The organism is Streptomyces sp. NPDC029674 (assembly GCF_044903205.1).
In the GTDB taxonomy this organism is placed as follows: domain Bacteria; phylum Actinomycetota; class Actinomycetes; order Streptomycetales; family Streptomycetaceae; genus Streptomyces.
In genome coordinates this window covers 155,245-175,736 of record NZ_JBJDPY010000005.1, presented here as the reverse complement: position 1 = coordinate 175,736, position 20,492 = coordinate 155,245, and the positions used below count along the sequence as shown (strand labels likewise).

Sequence of the window (20,492 nt, the reverse complement as noted above, 5' to 3'; positions counted from 1 at the left end):
GTTCACGTTTCTACTAACTTCATCGGGGTCCGGGATCTTCCCGCCGGGCCGGATTCCTCAGCGTCCTCCGGCCACCAGCAGCGGAGCACCGCCCGGGGCGGAGGCCGGTCGGCCGTTCGCCGCGGGCACGCCCCTCAGCGGCGACGCCGGGATGCGGGGCAGCAGCCCGCGCGCGGCCAGGTCGGGGATGACGCCCTCGCCGAACCAGTACGCCTCCTCCAGGTGCGGATAACCGGACAGTACGAAGTGCTCGACGCCGAGCGCGTGGTACTCCTCGATCCGGTCGGCGACATCGGCATGGCTGCCGACCAGGGCGGTGCCCGCGCCGCCGCGCACCAGGCCGACACCGGCCCACAGGTTCGGCGCGATCTCCAGCTTGTCCCGCGAGCCGCCGTGCAGCGCGAGCATGCGCCGCTGGCCCACCGACTCGCTGCGGCCGAGCGCTTCCTGGGCGGCCGCGACGGTTTCCGGGTCGAGATCGTCGAGCAGCCGGTCCGCGGTGGCCCACGCCTCGGCGGCCGAGTCGCGGGAGATGCTGTGGAGGCGGATGCCGAAGCGGACCGTACGGCCCTCCTTCTCGGCGAGTCCGCGAATCCAGTCGATCTTCTGTTTGACCTGCTCAGGCGGCTCGCCCCACGTCAGATAGACATCCGTGTGCCGCGCCGCGACAGGCCCGGCGGCCGCCGACGACCCGCCGAAGAAGATCTCCGGCAGCGGGTCCGGCGGCAGCGCGGTCAGACCGCCCTCGATCTGGAAGTGCTCGCCGTCGAAGTCGTACGGCTTGCCGCTCCACACCCCTCGTACGACCGAGAGGAACTCGTCGGTGCGGGCGTAGCGGCGGTCGTGGTCCAAGTGGTCGCCGAACCGGCGCTGCTCGGTCGAGTCGCCGCCCGTCACCACGTTGAGCAGCAGCCGGCCGCGCGTGATGCGCTGATACGTCGCCGCCATCTGCGCGGCGAGCACCGGCGAGAGCACGCCGGGCCGGAAGGCGACAAGGAATTTCAGGCGCTCGGTGTGCTGGGCGAGCGCGACCGTCGTCAGCCAGGCGTCCTCGCACCACGTGCCGGTCGGTGTGAGCACCGCCTCGAAGCCCAACTGCTCGGCCGCCTTGGCGATCTGGGCCAGATACTCGATGTCGGGCGCGCGGACGCCGCTCACCGGGGTGACGCGGGAGCGCGCGATGCCGCCGTCGGTGTAGGCGTGCCGGTCGACGAGCGTGCGGCCGTCGCCGCCCGTCGGCAGGAACCAGTGCAGGTGGACGGTCATGGTCAGGACTCCTCGCGGTACGTGCGCGGCTTGCTGGTGGAGGGCGGCAGACCGCCGTTGAAACGGGTGTCGACGAAGTCGCCGAAGTCGATGCGGCGCGGTATCAGCTTCAGCTCGGTGAAGGTGTCCGCGATCTCCTGCTCGGACTTGATCACGTTCTTGTCCACGGCCACCGTGACCCGGGTGCCGTTGGTGCGCTTGACCGCGTCGAGCGCGACTTCGTAGGGCAGCCCTGTGTCCTTCGCCCAGACCTTCGCCCAGGCCTCGGGGTGCTCGTACACCCAGTCCTGCGCCCTGCGGAGCCGCTTCAGGTAGTCGGAGATCGCCGCGGTCTTCTTCTTGTCCGCCAGCGCGCCGGGCGCGGCGGCCTGGAAGGCCAGCCCGTTCACCACACCGTCCCCGTCGGTCAGGACACGGCCCTGCTTCCCGCGCAGGACCTGGGAGGTGTACGGGTCCCAGACGGCCCAGGCATCCACCTTGCCGCTGGTGAACGCGGCGAGCGCGTCGGCGGGCTGCAGGTACTTGACGTGGACGTCCTTGAAGCCGAGACCGGCCTTCTTCAGGGACGCGATCAGCTGGTAGTGCGCCGACGAACCCTGCGCCACGGCAACGGACTTGCCCTTCAGTTCCCGGGTCTTCTTCAACGGCGAGCCGTCGGGCACGAGGATCGTGTCCCCGGCCGCCGTGCCGTGGGTCGCGGCCACCACGGAGATCTTCGAGCCCGCGCCCGCCGCGAAGACCGGCGGTGTGTTGCCGATGCCGCCGATGTCGACGGCCTTGGCGTTGATGGCTTCCAGCAGGGGAGGGCCGGACGTGAAGGTGGACCAGCGGATCTTGTAGTCGAGGTCGTCGAGCTCCCCGGCCGCGCGCAGCACGGCTTCCGAACCGCCTTTCTGGTCACCGACGTTCAAGGTCAGCGACCCCTTGCCGTCGGTACCGCCGCCGGAGCCGCCGATCGAGGTGCCGGCGGACGAGGTGCCGGAGCAGGCGGCGAGCAGCAGGGCCAGGGGAAGCAGGAGTACGGCGGCGGGGGCTGGGCGTGGTCGTCGCATGGCGGTTCCGTTCGCTTCGATACGTGGGGGACGGGAGGTTTGCGGGTGAGGGTCTGCGGGACGAGGGGCTGCGGGACGGGGGCAATGTTCAGGCGGCGGAGGCTTCGGCGGGCGTCTCGACGCCGAGCCGCTGGAGCAGCTCCGCGCGGAGCTCGCCGAAGCGGGGGTCGGAGATGCCGCGCGGCCGCTCCAGGCCGATCTCCTTCTCGTACGCGATGACACCGTCGTCCATGACGAGCACCCGGTCGGCGAGGAGCACCGCCTCCTCGACGTCGTGCGTGACGAGGAGCACCGCGCAGCCGCGCCGCTGCCACAGTTCGTCGACGAGCCGCTGCGCCTTGATGCGGGTCAGCGCGTCGAGTGCGCCGAACGGCTCGTCGAGCAGCAGCAGGTCGGGCTCGCGCACGAGGGCCCGGGCGAGCGAGGCGCGCTGGGCCTCGCCGCCGGAGAGCGTCTTGGGCCAGGCGGTGGTGCGGTGCTTCAGACCCACCTCGGCCAGCGCCCGCTCGGCCACGCCCCGGTCGGGCCTGCCCGGCAGCCCGAGCAGCACATTGCGCCACACCCGCTTCCACGGCATCAGCCGCGGTGCCTGGAACGCGACGGCCTTGCGGCGCGGTACGAGGACGGTGCCCTCGATGTCGCGGTCGAGCCCGGCGAGGATGCGCAGCAACGTCGACTTGCCGCAGCCGCTCCGTCCCAGCAGCGCCACGAACTCGCCCTGGTGTACGTCGAGCCGCAGGTCGTCGATGACGGCGCGCCCGTCGAAGGTGCGGGTGAGCCCGTCGACGCGTACGGCGGACGGGGCCGTGGTCACCGGCCGGTGAACGTCGGTCGCCATTGCAGCAGCAGCCTTTCGAGGGTTCGGACGACAAAGTCGGCGGTCAGGCCGAGGAAGGCGTAGACGACCAGGCACACCACGATCACGTCGGTACGCAGGAAGTCGCGGGCCTGGACCATCAGGAAGCCGATGCCGGCGTCGGCGTTGACCTGCTCGGCGAAGACGAGGGCGAGCCAGGAGATGCCCAGCGAGTAGCGCAGCCCGGTCATGGCACCGGGCAGCGCCCCCGGCAGGATGACGTGCCGCACCAGCCCCCACCGCGACAGGCCGAGCGACTCCCCGGCCTCGATCAACTGGGCGTCGACGCCCCGGATCCCGGCGTACACGTTCAGATAGAGCGGGAAGGACACGCCGAGCGTGATGATGGCGATCTTCGGCGCCTCGCCGATGCCGAACCAGATGATGAACAGCGGGATGAGCCCGACGAACGGCACGGTGCGGAGCATCTGCACGCTGGCGTCCACGAGATCCTCGCCGATGCGGAAGAGCCCGGACACGAGGGCGAGCGCCGTGCCGACGACGGTGCCGAACAGCAGCCCGATGGCGACGCGCTGCAGTGAGACGCCCATGGCGTTCGGCAGGGATCCGTCCCGGATGAGATCCCCGGCGACCCGGGCGACGGTGCCGGGCGAGGCGAGCACGTCGCTGGTCAGTACGCCGGTGGCGCTGAGCACCTGCCAGAGCGCGAGCAGTGTGAGCGGGCCCGAGGTGCGGCGCAGCCAGCGGGGGACGCGGGCGCGGCGGCTGGAGGAGGGGACGAGGGCTTCGAGTTCGGGCCCCGGCGTGGGCTCGTATGCTGGTTTAAGGGATATGTCGGGCGGCGGTGAGGCATGCGGCGGGGCATGACTGATGCGCACAAGCGCTCCAGGGGAGGGGGAGGGGAAGGTGGAAGGAGGAGGGTGCTACCGGCGGGCGGCGCGGAGGCGGCTCGGCTCGCAGTTCAGACCACAGGTGCGGGCATGTGTGAACGGCACGGAGCGCCTACCGGCCGTAACCGGAAGAGGGAAACGCGAAAGCGGGGTGAAAGGGCGTCAGCAGCCGCGGCGACACGCGGAGGAGGCCACCCGCAGCAGGTCGATGTGACCGCGCGTGGTGAGCAGGGCTGAACGCAACATGCCGCAGAACGTAGCCAGATCGTGCACGCACGGTCAATGGCGTCTCGAAAGGCGGACTTCCGGTGTCACGGGTTGAGAGACGCTGAGGGGCCCCGGCGTCGGTGAATGAGAGGCGGCGTGGGAGAAGATGGGTGTATGTCCGACGTATTCACCACCCGAGTCCTACAGGTCGCCACCGGTTCGCACGAGGCGGTCGTCGACCTCACCACCGACTGCGAGGCCTTCCTGCGCGAAGCCGCGGGCGGCCGCGACGGCCTCCTCAACATCTTCGTCCCGCACGCCACGGCGGGCATCGCCGTCCTGGAGACGGGCGCGGGCAGCGACGACGACCTGCTCGCCGCGCTGCACACACTGCTCCCCGCGGACGACCGCTGGCAGCACCGTCACGGAAGCCCGGGGCACGGCCGCGACCACGTCCTGCCGGCGTTGGTCCCCCCGCACGCGACACTGCCGGTCGTGGACGGGAGCCTGCAACTGGGGACGTGGCAGTCGGTGTGCCTGGTCGACACCAATGTCGACAATCCTCACCGGCAGGTGCGGCTGAGCTTCCTGGGCTGACCGGGAACACCGAGCGGGGCGCGCCGCGTCTGAGCGCAGGCCCGGGAGCGCCCCGCCGTCAGGACCGGTTGCCGCGTTTCCAGTTCTTGCGCACCTCGTCGCGCTGCCGCGCGTCGATGCGCTCCGCGATCCACTCGTTCTCCTTCGTCAGCTTGCGGTAGCTCTCCAGGCGTCGTTGGGAGAGCTCACCGTCCTCCACCGCCGCCAGCACGGCGCAGCGGGGTTCCGCCGTGTGGGAGCAGTCCTGGAAGCGGCAGGCTCCCGCCAGGCCCTCGATGTCGGAGAAGAGCAGCGTGAGGCCGTGCGCGGCGTCCCACAGGCCGACGCCGCGCAGGCCGGGGGTGTCGATCAGGGTTCCGCCGCCTGGGAGTACGAGCAGGTCGCGGCGGGTCGTGGTGTGCCTGCCCTTTCCGTCGCTGTCCCGCGCGGCCCTGACCTCCTGGAGCTCCTGGCCGACGAGCACGTTGGCGAGGGTGGACTTGCCGGCGCCGGATTGCCCGAGGAGTACCGATGTGCCGTCCGACAGCCGGGCGGCCAGCTCCGCGAGGCCCGCGCCGGTCTGTGCGCTGACGGCGAGGACCGGCACGTCGGGGGCGGCGTCGCGAATGTCCTGTGCCAGGAAGCGCAGGGTCTCCGGCTCGTGGATGAGGTCGGATTTGGTCATCACGACCACGGGCTGTGCCCCGCACTCCCACCCGAGGGCGAGGAAGCGCTCGACCCTCTCCAACTCCAGTTCGACGGCGAGTGAAATGGCGATCACCGCGTAGTCGATATTGGTCGCGAGGACCTGTCCCTCCGAGCGCTTGGAGGAGGTGGACCGCACGAACGCGGTACGGCGGGGCAGCAGGACCCGTACGGCCGCCGGCTCGGCATCGGCGTCCACGGCGACCCAGTCCCCGGGGCAGACCGCCCACATGGGGTCACGCGAGGCGACGGGGGCCGGATCGGCGTCCAGGGCCAGAGCCGAGGAGCCGTCCGCGGCGAGCGTCACCACCTCGCAGCGGCCGCGGTCCACGCGGATGACCCGGCCGGGCAGCAGCCCCTTGGACGCGTGCGGGGCGAAATCCGCTTCGATCCCGTCGTTCCAGCCGTACTCGGCGAGTGGATGAGAAGCAGCAAGTTCTGTCAACGGTTTAGCCCTTCGAGAAGCCGCGTCGTCCGAGCCTACCGACGGGACCGGGTGCTGCCAACAGAAACCACTGGCGAGCAGTATCTGTAATCACCCTGCTTATGCCGGGCTAAGTCCTATTGATGAAGGGGAGCTGAACGCCGGGCGGAAACAGGCGTCAACGCATCGGTCGCTGCGGTCCGATGCCAATTACCCTTACGTTTCCCTGGCATGGCCGTCGCTCCCGATTGCTCCCGAAAAAGAACATGCCGCAGCGCTGTGTGATGCAAACGTGACGTGGTTTCAGTGGCTCAGCGGCTCGCCGCCCTCCAATAGTTGGGCGCCGAGGGTGGGATAACGAGGGAGGCAGGCAACTGCATGCGTGGCAGCGGGAGAATCAGATGGGGCGCGGGGGCCGTGGTCCTCGCCCTGGCGGTGACGGCTTGCGGGGGAGAGACTGAGAACCAGGGGTCCGTCGATGGCGGAACCTTCCGGTTCGGTCTGACCGAACCGGCCTCGATCGATCCTGGGCTGGCGTCGGAGACGACGGGGCTGATTGTCTCCGAGGTGGTGTTCACCGGTCTGTACCGCGTGAATCCGAAGGGTGAGATGGAGCCTCGGCTCGCCACGGCGGCCGATACCAACGACGACTGCACTCAGTGGAAGTTCTCGGTCAAGAGCGGTACGAAGTTCACCAATGGCGAACCGGTCGACGCCAAGGCCTTCGTGCGCGGCTGGAACCGTTCGGTGAACCCGGAGCTGGCGTCCGATGTGTCGTACCACCTCGATGGAATCGTCGGCTACGACCAGGTGCGCAGCGGAAAGTCGAAGCGACTGAGCGGTCTTTCCGCGCCCGATGCCACGACGTTGCGCGTCAAACTCGCGGCGAGCGACTGCGAGTTCGACAAGAAGACCGCGCACACGGTGTTCAGCCCGATTCCCGAGGTGGCCGAGACCGACGGGTTCAAGAAGTTCGCGGACCTGCCGATCGGGAACGGCCCGTTCAAGATGGCGGGCAAGTGGGAGCACAACAAGAAGATCTCCCTGGTCCGGAACGACGGCTACGGGCTGAAGAAGGCCAAGGTCGGCAGGGTGGACATCTCTCTGCTCAACGACCAGAGCATGTTCGATCTCGAGTACCAGGGTTTCCAGACCGGCCTCTTCGACTACGCGCACATCCCGCCGGGGCAACTGCGGGCCGCCGAAGCCAAGTACAAGTCCACCGGGAACTGGCTGACCCAGGACGTCAACGGCATGAACTACCTGTTGCCGATCACCGACCAGGGGCCGCTCAAGAGCAAGGACGCCCGCCTCGCGGTCTCCTACGCCATCGACCGCAAGGCCATCACCGAGGGCCTTTACAAGGGTTATCAGCGGCCGGCCTCCTCGATCGTCCCGCCCGCGCTGGCCAAGTCGTATCAGGACGGGCTGTGTGCTTCCTGCCTGAAGACCGATGCCAAGAAGGCGAAGGCGCATGCGAAGGCGGCGGGACTCGAGCCGGGTGACGAGTTGTCCATCGTGTTCAACACCGGCGTCGGGCACGATCAGTGGATCCAGGCCGTGGCGAAACAGCTCGAGGACACCCTCGGGCTCAAGGTGAAGCTCCAGGGCAAGTCCTTCAGGGAAGGGCTCGAGGCCGAACAGAGCGCGAGTGCCACGGGAATGTTCCGGTACTCGTGGGGTGCGGACTATCCCACGCCCGACAACTATCTGTATCCGCTCCTGCACTCCGGTTCGATCTCCAAGGACAAGAGCGGTGAAGTCACCGGCGACAACCGCAGCCGCTACGACAACCCCGCATTCGACAAGCTGGTCGACCGGGCCCGCGCGACGAAGGACGAGAAGCGGCGGGTGGCCATGTACAAGCAGGCCGAGAAGATCGCCATGGATGACATGGCGCTCATCCCCACGTTCCACCGGTCCGAGTACCGGTTGGTGGCCAAGGACAAGTTCGACGGGCTCGATGCTCTCTCCTTCGGGGAGACGCCGTATCTCGAGGAGATCTCGTTGAAGTAGCGGTGCGGGGAGCACGAGAGGCGAAGTGAAGAAGCGGTACGGAGAGAGGACATGTCATGGGGCGCTTCATAGCCCGTCGTTTCGGGCAGATGCTGATCGTCCTCATAGGTGCGACTGTCGTTCTCTTCGTCTGCCTCTTCGTGCTCCCGGGGGACCCGATCGGCTCACTGGCCGGCGGTGAGAACGCCCATGACCCGGTCGTCGTGGCCGAGCTGCGGGAGCGCTACGGCCTGGGTCAGCCGTTCCATGAGCAGTACCTCAACTATGTCGGCAGGCTGCTCTCCGGTGACCTCGGCGAAGATTATGTGCAGCGACGCGAAGTCAGTGAAATCCTTGCTCCCAAACTGCTGAACACCGCACAGCTGGCCCTGGCCGCCATTGTCATCAACATCGTCGTCGGAGTACCGGTCGGCGTGCTGGCGGCCGTTCGCAAGTACAGCGTCTGGGACGTCTCGGCGACCTTCGTCTCCACGCTGGCCATCGGATTCCCGACCTTTGTCATCGGTTTCCTGCTGCAGAAGTTCTTCGTCGTGGAATTGGGCTGGTTCCCGCTGCTGAGCACCGGAGGCATCGAGTCCTTGGTGCTGCCCGCGGTGACGCTGGCCATCGTCGACGCGGCGCTCGTCGCCCGATTGATGCGCGGGACGATGCTGGAGGTGCTGCGGGCGGACTACATCAAGACGGCCATCGCCAAGGGGCTGCCGCCCCGCACGGTGCTGTTCAAGCACGTGCTGCGGAACTCCATCATCCCGGTCGTCACCTATCTCGGCATCTCCCTCGGTCTGCTGATGGGCGGAGCCCTGATCGCCGAGGCGATCTTCAACTGGGACGGTGTCGGGCTCGCCCTGGTCACCGCGGTCCGCCAGCAGAACAACCCCGTCGTCCTGGGAGTGGTGACGTACGGGATCGCTGTCTTCGTCGTGCTGAGCCTGCTGGTGGACCTGCTGTGCGCGGCGCTCGATCCGCGCATCCGGGAAAGCTGACCGATTCAGGGAAAGCTGACCGATCGCATTCCCGCCGGCCCGACCGCGACCCCGGTCCCGACGAAGGAAGCTCCATGAGTGAACTGACCAAGAGTCCGGCCGCCGCGTCCTCGACGCCGCCGCAGACGACCTACTGGCGGGTCGTGCGATCCCGGTTCCTGCGCAACCGGCTCGCCGTGGTCGGACTCGTCATCGTGGTGGGCCTGGTGCTGACCGCGGTCTTCGGGCCCTTGCTGGTGCCGCACGACCCGGAGACGCAGGACCTCGGCAACACCATGGCGGGGCCGTCCGCCGAGCACTGGTTCGGGACGGACGGCCTGGGCCGGGACCTGCTCTCCCGGCTGGTCGCGGGGACCCGCCTCGCCCTGCTGATCGGGCTGGCTTCCATCGTGCTGACCTGTGCCATAGGTGTCGGGCTCGGAGCGCTGGCGGGCTATGCGGGCGCATGGGTCGACGCGGTGATCATGCGGACCGCGGATGTCTTCCTCGCCTTCCCGCTGCTGATCGGCGCCATCGCCATCATTCTGGTGACGGGTCAGGGGGTCTGGCCGGTCATCGCCGCGCTGGCGTTGTTCTCGTGGGCGACGGTGGCCCGCCTGCTGCGCAGTTCGATCCTCTCGGTCCGGGAGGCCGACTATGTCGCCGCGGCCAGGGCACTCGGCGCCGGTCACACCCGGATCGTGCTGCGGCACATCCTGCCCAACTCGATGACACCGGTGCTCGTGTACGCCGCCTTCAACACGGGGACGGCGATCGTCAGCGTGGCCTCCCTCTCGTTCCTGGGCATCGGCGTCGCTCCGGGAGTGCCGGAGTGGGGGAACATCCTCGCCGAGGGCCGGGAGTTCATCGGCGTCAGCGATCACCTCTGGGCGTTCCCCAGCGTCGCGATCGTCCTGACCGTACTCGGCTTCGTCTTCGTCGGCGACGGACTGCGCGACGCTCTCGACCCCAAGCTGCACTGATTCGCCTCGGGGTGGCCCCGAAGGGCTCGCGCCGCCGGAAGGTCCTGGACCTGCCGGCGGCGCGAGCCCTTGTATCAGCTGCTGTCGGCGGTGGCCATCTGCATCACACCTGAGCGGTAGGCGAACGAGACCAGTTGAGCCCGGTCCCGGACCTCCAGCTTGTTCCGCAGCCGGTACACGTGGGTGCGTACGGTGGCGATGCCGATGGCGAGATCCACCGCGACCTGCTCCGTCGACCTGCCGCGCGCGATGAGCGAGAGAACCTGCCGCTCCCGCGGAGTCAGGGCGGCCGCGACGGGTTGCAGGCCCCCCTCGGGTCGGCTGTCCTGCCGACGGAACCAGGTGACGAGTCGTTCGGCGACCCTGGGCGCCAGCATCATCTGTCCCTGCGCCGCGGCGTGTACCGCCGAGATCATCTCCGCGTGGTCGACCTCCTTGACCAAGAGACCGGTGACGCCCGCGTGCAGCAGGGCGGAGATGACGTCGTCGCTGTCGTCCATGGTGAAGGCGACGATGCGCGGAGCAGGAGAGAGGTCTTCCTTGCGGAGCCGCTTGATCATTTCGAGACCGGACAGCCCGTCCAGGGTGAGGCTGGTGATGATGACATGGGGCCGTCGCGTGCGGGCGATCATCATCGCGTGGATTCCGGAAGCCGTGGAATCGATGACGCGAATGTCCTCTTCGGGCGCCAGAATTGCGCTTATCCCGTTTCGAACAACTGGCAGTTGATCGCAAATCAGTACGTCGATTGGCATGTTCCCCCGTTTCACTTCCCTTAGCTGGGGGCATGGGAAAGCGCACGTACTGATACTGAAATCTCGCGCATGCGCAACCGGCCCACGGGCGCAGGTCGTTGCCCGTGGACACTACGGCATAGAGCTAGATTTCCCCCAGTTGGTCTTCCCTGTCCCCCGACGTCGCTCCAGTTTCTGGCAGTGACGCTCTGGTTACTGGCAACATTGCCGACTCCCGGGGGACAGGTCAAGGCTTGAGTTTATTTGCGCCGTATGCTTTTGAGGACGTTACCGGCGAAATTCTCGCGGCCCCGCGGTGGTCGCGATCGAGTCACTCCACATGTCGTGATCGCGCCGTCCTGTATCAGGATGAGGAGCTCGCGCCGGTTTGTGGCTGCAATTCGGCGGCCTTGCTGTCCGAATCTCGATCCTCGTGCACCGCCTCCAGATTGCGGGCATCCCGGACCACGAAGAGCAGGGCGGGGGTGAGGAACATCCAGACGGCCCCGACGACGAGTACGGTCGTTGTGGAGGTCAGGCCCCCGGCCGGACCGACGAGAGCCTGGCCCACGGGCAGCAGCCCGATGCTTCCCAGCCACTCGTACGAACTGACCCTGCTCATCGAGCCGATGGGGACGTTCTGCTGCATCGCGGTCAGCGAGAAGACGTTGAACATCGAAAGGCCGATGTTGCTGATGACCGCGGCGACGGCGATCACGGGCACCGGAGCGAGCAGCGCTATGGCGAGGAACTGCAGTCCGTAGAGTCCGAGCGGTATGAAGGACGCGCGCATGATGAAGCGCGGCCGCATCCGCAGCGCGATCACCCCGCCCAGCACGGAGCCGAGGCCGGTGCATGCGCTGATGATCGCCCAGGCGGACGCACCGCCGAGGTCGTCACGGGCCAGCGCGGGGCCGAACACCTGCCAGGCGGGCAGGACCAGCAGGTGGAACGAGGCGGCCCACGCCACCATCGTCCACAGCCATGTCCTGGAGCGGAACTCGTCCCAGCCGAGCCTGAGGTCGTTGAGGATCGACGAAGGCTTCTCCGTCTCCTCCGTGTCCGTGGTGGCGGATCCGGGCGCGAGACGTATGAAGTAGAGCGCGGCCGCGCTGACGGCGAAGGTCGCCGCGTCGAAGACCAGGGCGGCGCCGGGGGAGAACATGACCACCAGGACGCCCGCGATCGCCGGACCCACGGTGTACGCCGTGTTCTCGCTCAGCCCCATCAGGCCGTTCGCCCTCTGCAGCTGCGCGGGCTTGACGACCTCGGGCAGCAGGCCGGTGGCGGCCGGGTGGAAGAAGGCGCCGGCGGTACCCGCGATGAACTGGAGCGCGAGCATCGACGGCAGCGAGGCCGTTCCCGTGAGCAGCATGACGCCCTGGGCGAACTGGGACAGGAAGCAGGCCGCGTCGCACAGGAGCATCAGGCGCCGACGGGACATGCGGTCGGCGATGACTCCCCCCAGCAGGAGCAGCAGCACGGTGGGGACCACTCGTGCGGCGAACACCAGGCCGAGGGCGGTGGCGGACTCGGTGAGCTCCAGCACCGCGAAGGCGAGGGCGACCGGCACGATCGCGTCACCGATGATGGAGCTTGTCTGCCCGATGTAGAGAAGCCGGAACTCCCGCTGACCGACCAGCTCCCGCAGTTCTCCCCTGCGGGCGGCCCTACGTTTCGTCGGCCCGTCTGCGGAATTGTTCATGTCGTCCTTTCATGAGGGGGCGCCTGCGCGGGCGAAGCGTCCGGCGGGCTTTCCTGCGCGGCGAGGAGGGCGTCGAGCCGGTCCGGATCCATCGCCGCCATCAGCTCCGAGGTCACGGCCCGGGCCAGCTGCGCGACGGTGGGCCCTTCGAGCAGTACGCGGACTTGCAGCCGCACGCCGAAGTCGCGGCGCACCCTGGCCATCAGGCGGACGGCGAGCAGGGAGTCCCCGCCGACGTCGAAGAAGTCGTCGTGGATGCCGACGTGCCGGAGGGAGAGCACCTGGGCGAAGTTGTCCGCGATGCCCTCCTCGATCTCGTCGCGCGGCCCGTCGGCCGACGCGGCATCGTCCCACGCCCTTACGGGGACCGGTAGTTGGGTGGGGTCGAGCTTCCCGTTGGGGGTGGTGGGGAGGGCGGGGAGAGGGGTGATGGTCGTGGGGACCATGTGGGGCGGGAGGTGCTGCGTGAGGTGCTCGTGGAGGGACTTGAGGGTGACTGACGTGGCCGGGGTGGCGGGGGCCAGCACCGTGTAGGCGGCGAGCCGGGGGTGGGTCGGGTCGCTGTGGTCGAGGGTGACCGCGGCGGCCTCGATGTTGGGGTGCGCGAGGAGGGTGCGTTCGATCTCGCCGGGTTCGATGCGGAACCCGCGGAGCTTGATCTGGTGGTCGCTGCGGCCGTGGTGATGGAGGCGGCCGCCGGGGGTGCGGTGGGCCAGGTCACCGGTGCGGTAGAGGCGTCCGCCGGGTATGTACGGGTCCGGCAGGAAGCGGCCGGCGGTCAGATCGGGACGGTCGAGGTAGCCCTGCGTGACGCCGGGGCCGGATACGTACATCTCGGCGATCGTGCCGTCGGCGACGGGCCGCAACCGGTCGTCCAGGAGATGGACGGCGAGGTCGGGCAGCGGAGTCCCGATGGGTGTGCCGTGCGGACGGGGGTCGCTCAGGTCGGCCTGGGTGAGGCGGTGGTGGGTGACATGGACGGTGGTCTCGGTGATGCCGTACATGTTGACCAGGTGAGGGGAGCCGATGCCGTAGTGGGCGGCCCAGTCGGTGAGTTGCGCGGGCTGGAGGGCCTCACCGCCGAAGACGATGTGCCTGAGGCGGGTGGGGCCGTGACCGGCGCGGGCGGCGGCGCGGGCCAGGTGCGCGAACGCGGTGGGGGTCTGGGAGAGCATGGTGACCCGCTGCTCGCCGATCAGCCGCCACATGGCGTCCGGGTCACGGGTGGTGGCGTAGGGCACGACATGGACGCGGCCCCCGTGCAGCAGCGCGCCGTAGATCTCCCACACCGAGAAGTCGAACGCGGCCGAGTGGAACATCGTCCATACGTCGGACTCGTCGAAGCCGAACAGGTCCCGCGCGGTGGAGAAGAGCCGCAGCAGGTTGTCGTGGCTGACCGCCACGCCCTTGGGGCGGCCCGTGGAGCCCGATGTGTAGATCACATACGCGGTGTCCCGGCCCGAGACCCGGGCCCACCCACCGTCGAAGCCGTCACTGTCGTCGTCGAGGGCGCTGCTGTCGCCGGGATCGTCGAGGTCGACGAACGCGCCCGTCGCCCCCGCGAACGTCTCCGCAAGACGCCCCGGAGCCGCCACCGCCACACATCCGGCGTCCACCGCCGTCAGCCGCAGCCGCTCACCCGGATAGCCCGGGTCCAGGGGCACATAACCTGCCCCCGCCCGCAGCACGGCGACGAGCGCGACGATCAGTCCCGCACCCCGGTCCGTACAGACCCCCACCAGGGAACCGCGTCGCACACCCACCGCGCGCAAACGCCTGGCCAGCGCTCCCGACAAACGGTCCAACTCGGCGTACGACAACGACTGCGCACCGTCGGAGACCGCTACGCGCCCCGGCCACCGGTCCACCGCTCGTGCCAGCACCCCGCACACACTCGTACCGCTCTGATCCGCCGGATTCCCGGACGCGTCCAACACCGCTGTTCCCCTTTCTGACGGTTGGGCTGTTCACTCGGCGGCGGTGGCGACCCAGACGAAATCCTCGGAGTCCGGTGCGTAAGGACCGCGCTCGTAGTCCCCGTACTCCTGCTCGATGCGGAAACCCGCCCGGTCCAGCAACGTGCGTATCTGCGGCGGGAACCGGTAGATGTTCCTGCGGATGTCATGGCGGCGTTCCAGGACGAGACCCTGCTCGTCCAGGATCTCGCTCACCCGTCGACGCGTGATGCTCTGCTTCTCGAAGTCGAAGGTGCTGTAGTCCCACAGCGCGATCCGCCGGCCCGTACGCGGGTGACGGATCTCGTCCACGAAAAGCTGACGGTTGTGGTAGTTGGTGAAGTCGGCCTCTTGGAACACGGGAACTCCCGCGACGAAACGCGCCCCGGGCAGCATGTGGCGGCGAATGGCGGTCAGAGCCGCGAGCCAGTCCTCGTCGGTCTCGAGGTGGAACATGGTCTGGCCGCCGGCGAGGACGAGCTTGAAGCGCTCACCGAGGTCGAAATCCCGTAGATCGGCCTCGACCAGTCCGACGCGTTCCTCCGGCACCCCGGACTGCGACAGATTGACACGGCCCTGAGCCAGCATCGACGGGGAGCGGTCCACGCCCACCGCGCGGTCGACGTGCTCCATGCAGGGCAGCAGCACCCGGCCCGTGCCGCATCCGATCTCGAGCAGCGGGCCGCCGAATTCCTTCGCCTCGGTCAGCAGGAAGGGCAGGTCGAAGCTGTTGAGATCGGCCCAGAGAACGTCATAGATCTCTGCTTCGTGAAGGTAGTCGTCTGCGGTCCCGGTCACCGGTGCTCCTGAGTTTCGTTGACGGTGTGAAGCAGAATGCTGGCGATGTCGCGCACGGTTTCCCCGGTCAAGAGAGTGAAGTGATCACCAGGGACGCGGTGCTGTATGAGCGGAGCCTCCGTGCACAGGGGCCGCCATGTGTCAGGGCTGACGTCGGAGGCCTGCGCGTGGAAGAGCGTCACCCGCCCCCGGTAGGCGCCCGGAGTGTGCCGCTGCATGGCTCTGGTGGCCTGGGCGAACACCGCATACCGCCCCCGGAGTTCCGTGGGGTCGAGGCCGAGGCCGAGCCCCTGTTCCGCGAGGCCCAGGGCCGCGCGCTCCAGTGCCTCGGGCACCGGGGCGTCCCAGACCGTGTCCGGCAGCGGCACCCCGTCGGTCTTGGCGCCGCTCGACCCGAGCAGATCCTCGACGAAGGCCCGCAGCGTCTGCGCCCGGGACCACGGGCCGGTTCCGGCCGGCCACGGTGCGCTGTCGATCAGCGAGACCGGCGCGGCCCGACCGGTCGCAGAGGCATGGCGGCGCGCCATCTCGTGCGCGACCAGGCCGCCGAAGGACCAGCCGCCCAGGAGCGCGGGATGCTCCACTCCACGCTCACCGAGAAGATCCAGATAGTGCTGAGCCAACTCCGCGACGGTCGGCCGGCGTCCGTCGGCGAGAGAGTCGTCGGCGGCGATCGCCCAGACCGGATGCGGACCGTCCAGCAGCCGGGCGAGAGGCCCGTAACAGAAGACGCCGCCACCGATGGGATGGGTGAGCACGATCGGATCGGCTCGCCCGGCCGCCCCCTCCCGCAGGACGATCACGCCGCCCGACGAGGTGGCCACACCGGAAGACCGGGTCCGCTCCCGCTCCTGGAGCCTGCGCAGGAACAGCTCACGTTGGGCCGGGGACAGAGCCCCGATGCGGTCCTCCATGGAAGGCGTACTGCCGTCGCGCGTCACTGATTCCCCCTCGTCCACCCCGGCGCTCCTGCCCCCCCTTCGCGTGCCGTTACGGCTGCGCGGGCGTCGGCAGGAGCTTCAGGCGCCGCTCGTACAGGTAGGTGTAGAAGGGCAGTTCTTCCCGGTAGTACTCGGCGAGCAGCGAGTTGTTCCCGACCGTGTCCGCATACGTCTTGGTGCTCTTCACGAAGCCGTCGGTGGCGCTGGCGTCCTGGTGCCAGCGCGCCGTCAACCGCCACTCGGCGGGCATGCCGGGGGACCAGGAGAGCGCGGTGGGGTCGAACGGCAGCCCGACCCGCTCGCAGTACGCGCGCACGGTGTCCGCCGGCCGGTCGATGAGATCGTCGGAGTCCACCACGACGGGCTCGGCCCCCCGGGTCTGCGCCACTGCCAGATAGATCTCCTGGAGGCGGGCGAACCCGACCTCCTCCAAGCGCAGTTCGGGATTGAGCGCGTAGTGCGAAGCGATGACCTCTATGGGGTCCCGGATGATGAAGGTGTGACACACCTCGCGCAGGAATTCCTGATCCTCGAGCACTCCGGGGTAGCGAAAATCGGTGGTGTCCTTGAAGAACAGGCTCGATTTCGCTCCCATTTCCCTGATCGCCGCTATGAGTTCGGCCTCGGAACGCACCACCCGGTCCCCGATCTCCGCGGAACCGAAGTCGGCAAGACGGGAAAAGGGCTCGTGCAGGGCGACCACGTCGTCCCGCCCCATCATCATGCGCAGGAACGCGGTCGAACGGGAGCGGGGCGCACTCCACAAGGCGATGACCTGCGGCACCGAACCTCCGTCGCGCAGCGAGTCCTTCATGTCCGGCTCCTCTTCTCGAACGGCACGGTCACCGTGGCCCGCCGCCGCACAGGGGGCAGCCGCAACCAGCAAGCAGGGTAATCCAGAGCCCGGTTCGCGGAATACCGAAAGGCTTTACGCGATAGTTCATCGCTGAGCCACACCGGGGTAAGCGTCACGCTTACCCCGGTCGAGCGCCGGTGGTGAGGACAGCTCGCGGGGTTTCTCTTTATCGTTCCGAATCGGTACCCGAAGCCCGGCCGAATGGAGATCCGCCATGAGCGAGCTGGTCAACAGACTGGCCAAGCTGCCCGAGAGCCGCCGGGCGGAGTTCCTCGCGCAACTCCGCTCGGGAGCCGAGGACCGGCGCGGCCAGGAACTGACACCCAGGGACACACAGGAGCCCCCGCCCCTGTCCCATGCGCAGGAGACCCTCTGGTTCATCGACCGGCTCGCGCCCGGCCGGGCCACGTACAACGTCGCCCGCAGCTTCCGCATCCGGGGCGCACTCGACGTACCCGCCCTCCGCCGGGCGCTGCGGACCGTGGTCACCCGCCACGAGACCCTGCGCACCTCCCTGGTGGAGACGCACTCCGGCCTGGTGCAGCGGGTGCTGCCCGCGGACGACCCCCAGGTCGCGGTACCGCTCGTGGTCCGTGACCTCTCCTCGGCACCGCCGGGCGCCGACGCGGCCCGCGGCTTCGCCGACGACCTGGCGCGCACTCCCTTCGATCTCACCCGGGCCCCGCTGTGGCGAGCGGAGCTGGCGCTCCTCGGTGCCGAGGACCACCTCTTCGTGTTCGTGGTCCATCACGTCGTCTTCGACGGCTGGTCGGCCGGCGTGTTCGTGGAGGAGCTCTCGGCCGCCTACGCCGCCGAGACGACATCACGGACCGCCGACGTCCTGGCCCCGCTCGCCGTCCAGTACGGCGACTACGCGCACTGGCAGCGGCGACGCCTGACCGGCGACACGTACGAGGAGCTGGCCGCGTACTGGCGCGAACAGCTCACCGGCGCCCCCACCCTGGAACTGCCCACCGACAGGCCCCGCCCCGCGGAGACGACGTACGACGGCACCTACCTGCGTCAGGTCCTCGCCCCGGAGCTGACAGCCCCCGTGACACGGCTCGCCCGCTCCTGCGGCGTGACGCCGTACGTCATTCATCTCTCCGCCTTCCTGCTGCTCCTGCACCGGTACAGCGGCCAGGACGACGTGGTCGTCGGCACGCCCACGGCCAACCGCGACCAGGTCGAGACCGAGCGGCTGATCGGCTTCTTCGTCAACATGCTTCCGCTGCGCGCCGACCTGTCGGGGGCCCCGAGCTTCCGCGAGCTCGTCGGGCGCGTCGGCGAGCTGGCGCGTGATGCCTTCGCGCACGGGGAGCTGCCCTTCGAGAAGATCGTGGAGGTGGCGCGGCCCCGGCGGGACCTGTCGCGGTCCCCGCTGTTCCAGGTCGTGTTCGCCTTCCACAACACTGTCGACGAGGGCCTCGGCCTGCCGGGACTCGACGTCGGGCAGGAGTACCTCGACGCCGGCACGTCCCGCTTCGATCTGAGCTGGAACGTCACCGAGCGCCCCGAGGGCAGCATCGTCGAGGCGGAGTTCAACACCGATCTCTTCGACCCGGAGACCGTCGCGGACCTGCTCTCCCACTACGAGCAGGCCCTCACCTCGGTGCTGGCCGACCCGGAGCTGACGGTCCCCAGGACCCCGCTGCTCACGTCGGCCGCCCGCAAGGAGATGGTGACCAGGTGGAACGGCCCCGCCCTCGCCGTCCCCGATCTCTCCGTACCGGCCCTGTTCGAGGACCGGGTACGGGCGACCCCGCACGCCGTCGCCCTGGTCGTCGGCGCCGAGCGGCTCACCTACGCCGAGCTCGACCGGCGGGCGAACCGGCTGGCCCGGGTGTTGCGCGCCCGCGGCGCGGGGCCCGGTGAGCGGGTGGCGCTGTGCCTGCGCCGTACGCCGGACCTGGTCGCGGGCGTTCTCGGGGTGCTCAAGTCCGGTGCCGCGTACGTGCCGGTCGACCCCGGCTATCCGCAGGCCCGCATGGCGTCCATCCTCGACGACGCCACGCCGGTCGCCGTCCTCGCCCACGAGGAGTGCGCCCGGAGCCTGCCCGGCGGCCACGACGTGCTCGTACTGGAACAGCTGGCGGACGCCCTGTCCGAAGAGGCCGACGACGCCCCGGCCTTCGCGGTGTCTCCCGGGGACGTCGCGTACGTCCTCTACACCTCCGGTACGACCGGCCGCCCCAAAGGCGTGCTCATCGAGCACCACTCGGTCGTCGGATTCGTCGAGGCCATGCGGGAGCTCTTCGAGATCACCCCGGACGACCGTGTGCTGGGCTACGCGTCGGCCAACTTCGACGTCTCCGTCGGTGAGATGTTCAACGCACTGCTCACCGGGGCGCAACTGCACCTGGTCCCGGACGAAGTGCGCCTGGACGTCGGCCGGCTGCAGGAGCTGCTGGAGGAGGAGCGCGTCTCCGTCGTCGATCTGCCGCCCGCGGTGCTGGCCCTCCTGGACCCCGACCGCCTGCCCGACCTGCGCATCGTCTTCGTCGGGGGCGAGGCCTTCCCCGGCGAACTGGTGAACCGCTGGAACCGCGACGGCCACCGCTTCTTCAACGGCTACGGCCCGACGGAGTGCACGGTCACCATGGTCGTCCACGAGTGCCCCGGCCACTGGGACGCGTCCCCGCCCATCGGGCTGCCCATCGCCAACCATGTCGCGCACGTCCTGGACGAGCACTTGGAGCCGGTGCCCTACGGCGTGGTCGGCGAACTGCTCGTGGGTGGCGAGGGGCTGACCCGGGGCTACCTCGGGGCACCCGGGCTCACGCGCGAGAAAGTGATCGCCGACCCCTTCGACAGCACCGCGGACGGACGTCTCTACCACACCGGCGACCTGGTGCGCAGGCGACGCGACGGCAGCCTCGTCTTCGTCGGGCGCAAGGACCAGCAGGTGAAGATCCGCGGACTGCGCATCGAACTGGGCGACGTGGAAGCGGCGTTGGCGACCTGTCCCGGCGTCAGCCAGGTGGCCGTGGTGCCGTGGACGGACCCGCACGGCGAGCGGCACCTGGTGGCCTACACCGCGTCCTCGGGCGCGGCGGTCGAACAGGCACGGCTGCGGGCCCACGCGGCCGACCGGCTGCCCGGCTACATGGTGCCGTCGTTCTTCGTCGCGCTGGAGTCGCTCCCGCTCACGGTCAGCGGCAAGGTCGACCAGCGGGCGCTGCCGGAACCGGACCACTCCGCCGCCGTGCGGGAGAACGCCGGCGCGCTGCCCCGAACGGAGACCGAGCGGGTCCTCGCCGAGGAGATCTTCGCCCGGGCCCTGAAACAGGAGCGGGTCGGCGTGCACGACGACTTCTTCGCGATCGGGGGCAACAGCCTCCAGGCCGCGCAGCTGATGTCGCTGCTCTCCGAGCGCTTCCACGTACGGGTCGGCCTCGCGGAGTTCTTCCGCTCTCCCACGGTGGCCCACCTCGCGGAGTGCGTCGACCGGCTGCGCGCACAGATCAGCGGCAGCGACGACGACCTGCTCGCCCTGATCGAGGGCATGTCGGACGACGACGCGGCCCGTCTCATGAAGGCGGAGGCCGCGGGCGCCGCGGACGAGCAGAGCTGACCGGGTGCCACGGACCGTACGAGCGAGAAGA

At 69.1% G+C, this 20,492-nt stretch carries 17 protein-coding genes; 5 read left to right on the top strand and 12 right to left on the bottom strand.

Annotated elements, in window-relative coordinates:
* Positions 1-57 precede the first annotated feature (57 nt).
* The 5 genes from ACI2L3_RS14230 to ACI2L3_RS14210 form a co-directional block, all read right to left on the bottom strand.
* A complete protein-coding gene (locus ACI2L3_RS14230; protein WP_404752649.1) occupies positions 58-1,266 on the bottom strand; it encodes an LLM class flavin-dependent oxidoreductase in 1,209 nt (402 codons plus the stop codon).
* Between the two features lie 2 nt (positions 1,267-1,268).
* Complete coding sequence (locus ACI2L3_RS14225; protein ID WP_404752648.1) at positions 1,269-2,318, bottom strand: ABC transporter substrate-binding protein; 1,050 nt, start codon at positions 2,316-2,318, stop codon at positions 1,269-1,271.
* An 88-nt stretch (positions 2,319-2,406) separates the two neighbouring features.
* Complete coding sequence (locus ACI2L3_RS14220) at positions 2,407-3,156, bottom strand: ABC transporter ATP-binding protein (protein WP_404752647.1); 750 nt, start codon at positions 3,154-3,156, stop codon at positions 2,407-2,409.
* Positions 3,129-4,013 carry an ABC transporter permease gene (locus tag ACI2L3_RS14215; protein WP_404752646.1) on the bottom strand — a complete coding sequence of 295 codons (885 nt, stop codon included), beginning with the start codon at positions 4,011-4,013 and terminating at the stop codon, positions 3,129-3,131. Before ACI2L3_RS14215 ends, ACI2L3_RS14220 begins: the two co-directional genes overlap by 28 nt.
* A gap of 174 nt (positions 4,014-4,187) precedes the next feature.
* Positions 4,188-4,271, bottom strand: coding sequence for a putative leader peptide (locus tag ACI2L3_RS14210; protein ID WP_355809829.1), 84 nt, complete (start codon positions 4,269-4,271; stop codon positions 4,188-4,190).
* Between the two features lie 135 nt (positions 4,272-4,406).
* Here ACI2L3_RS14210 and ACI2L3_RS14205 point away from each other — a divergent pair, with 135 nt between their 5' ends.
* Positions 4,407-4,829, top strand: coding sequence for a secondary thiamine-phosphate synthase enzyme YjbQ (locus ACI2L3_RS14205; protein ID WP_404752645.1), 423 nt, complete (start codon positions 4,407-4,409; stop codon positions 4,827-4,829).
* A 58-nt stretch (positions 4,830-4,887) separates the two neighbouring features.
* Here ACI2L3_RS14205 and rsgA read toward each other — a convergent pair whose 3' ends face one another.
* Positions 4,888-5,958, bottom strand: a complete 1,071-nt coding sequence (gene rsgA, locus ACI2L3_RS14200) for a ribosome small subunit-dependent GTPase A (protein ID WP_404752644.1) — start codon at positions 5,956-5,958, stop codon at positions 4,888-4,890.
* Positions 5,959-6,273: 315 nt separating this feature from the next.
* Between rsgA and ACI2L3_RS14195 the strand changes: the two genes are divergently transcribed.
* From ACI2L3_RS14195 to ACI2L3_RS14185, 3 genes are all read left to right on the top strand, one after another.
* On the top strand, positions 6,274-7,953 hold the full coding sequence (locus ACI2L3_RS14195) for an ABC transporter substrate-binding protein (protein WP_404752643.1): 1,680 nt from the start codon (positions 6,274-6,276) through the stop codon (positions 7,951-7,953).
* A 56-nt stretch (positions 7,954-8,009) separates the two neighbouring features.
* Entirely contained in the window at positions 8,010-8,936 is a 927-nt protein-coding gene (locus tag ACI2L3_RS14190) for an ABC transporter permease (RefSeq protein WP_404752642.1), read from the top strand.
* 74 nt (positions 8,937-9,010) lie between these two features.
* Positions 9,011-9,898, top strand: coding sequence for an ABC transporter permease (locus tag ACI2L3_RS14185; protein WP_404752641.1), 888 nt, complete (start codon positions 9,011-9,013; stop codon positions 9,896-9,898).
* Between the two features lie 74 nt (positions 9,899-9,972).
* Here ACI2L3_RS14185 and ACI2L3_RS14180 read toward each other — a convergent pair whose 3' ends face one another.
* The 6 genes from ACI2L3_RS14180 to ACI2L3_RS14155 form a co-directional block, all read right to left on the bottom strand.
* Complete coding sequence (locus ACI2L3_RS14180; RefSeq protein ID WP_404752640.1) at positions 9,973-10,653, bottom strand: response regulator; 681 nt, start codon at positions 10,651-10,653, stop codon at positions 9,973-9,975.
* Positions 10,654-10,996: 343 nt separating this feature from the next.
* Positions 10,997-12,337 (bottom strand): MFS transporter, encoded by a 1,341-nt coding sequence (locus tag ACI2L3_RS14175; RefSeq protein WP_404752639.1) that lies wholly within the window; start codon positions 12,335-12,337, stop codon positions 10,997-10,999.
* A complete protein-coding gene (locus tag ACI2L3_RS14170; protein WP_404752899.1) occupies positions 12,334-14,205 on the bottom strand; it encodes an amino acid adenylation domain-containing protein in 1,872 nt (623 codons plus the stop codon). Before ACI2L3_RS14170 ends, ACI2L3_RS14175 begins: the two co-directional genes overlap by 4 nt.
* Before the next feature lie 99 nt (positions 14,206-14,304).
* Positions 14,305-15,090 (bottom strand): class I SAM-dependent methyltransferase, encoded by a 786-nt coding sequence (locus ACI2L3_RS14165; RefSeq protein ID WP_404752638.1) that lies wholly within the window; start codon positions 15,088-15,090, stop codon positions 14,305-14,307.
* Positions 15,087-16,049 (bottom strand): thioesterase domain-containing protein, encoded by a 963-nt coding sequence (locus tag ACI2L3_RS14160; protein WP_404752637.1) that lies wholly within the window; start codon positions 16,047-16,049, stop codon positions 15,087-15,089. Before ACI2L3_RS14160 ends, ACI2L3_RS14165 begins: the two co-directional genes overlap by 4 nt.
* Before the next feature lie 31 nt (positions 16,050-16,080).
* Entirely contained in the window at positions 16,081-16,845 is a 765-nt protein-coding gene (locus ACI2L3_RS14155; RefSeq protein ID WP_404752636.1) for a sulfotransferase family protein, read from the bottom strand.
* A 256-nt stretch (positions 16,846-17,101) separates the two neighbouring features.
* Between ACI2L3_RS14155 and ACI2L3_RS14150 the strand changes: the two genes are divergently transcribed.
* Positions 17,102-20,461 (top strand): amino acid adenylation domain-containing protein, encoded by a 3,360-nt coding sequence (locus ACI2L3_RS14150; RefSeq protein WP_404752635.1) that lies wholly within the window; start codon positions 17,102-17,104, stop codon positions 20,459-20,461.
* Positions 20,462-20,492 lie beyond the last annotated feature (31 nt).

Coding starts and splice junctions, on each gene's coding strand:
- ACI2L3_RS14175 (WP_404752639.1), bottom strand. CDS start 12,337: ATGAACAATTCCGCAGACGGGCCGACGAAACGTAGGGCCGCCCGCAGG.
- ACI2L3_RS14180 (WP_404752640.1), bottom strand. CDS start 10,653: ATGCCAATCGACGTACTGATTTGCGATCAACTGCCAGTTGTTCGAAAC.
- ACI2L3_RS14150 (WP_404752635.1), top strand. CDS start 17,102: ATGAGCGAGCTGGTCAACAGACTGGCCAAGCTGCCCGAGAGCCGCCGG.
- ACI2L3_RS14210 (WP_355809829.1), bottom strand. CDS start 4,271: ATGTTGCGTTCAGCCCTGCTCACCACGCGCGGTCACATCGACCTGCTG.
- ACI2L3_RS14205 (WP_404752645.1), top strand. CDS start 4,407: ATGTCCGACGTATTCACCACCCGAGTCCTACAGGTCGCCACCGGTTCG.
- ACI2L3_RS14220 (WP_404752647.1), bottom strand. CDS start 3,156: ATGGCGACCGACGTTCACCGGCCGGTGACCACGGCCCCGTCCGCCGTA.
- ACI2L3_RS14230 (WP_404752649.1), bottom strand. CDS start 1,266: ATGACCGTCCACCTGCACTGGTTCCTGCCGACGGGCGGCGACGGCCGC.
- ACI2L3_RS14225 (WP_404752648.1), bottom strand. CDS start 2,318: ATGCGACGACCACGCCCAGCCCCCGCCGCCGTACTCCTGCTTCCCCTG.
- ACI2L3_RS14190 (WP_404752642.1), top strand. CDS start 8,010: ATGGGGCGCTTCATAGCCCGTCGTTTCGGGCAGATGCTGATCGTCCTC.
- ACI2L3_RS14155 (WP_404752636.1), bottom strand. CDS start 16,845: ATGAAGGACTCGCTGCGCGACGGAGGTTCGGTGCCGCAGGTCATCGCC.
- ACI2L3_RS14185 (WP_404752641.1), top strand. CDS start 9,011: ATGAGTGAACTGACCAAGAGTCCGGCCGCCGCGTCCTCGACGCCGCCG.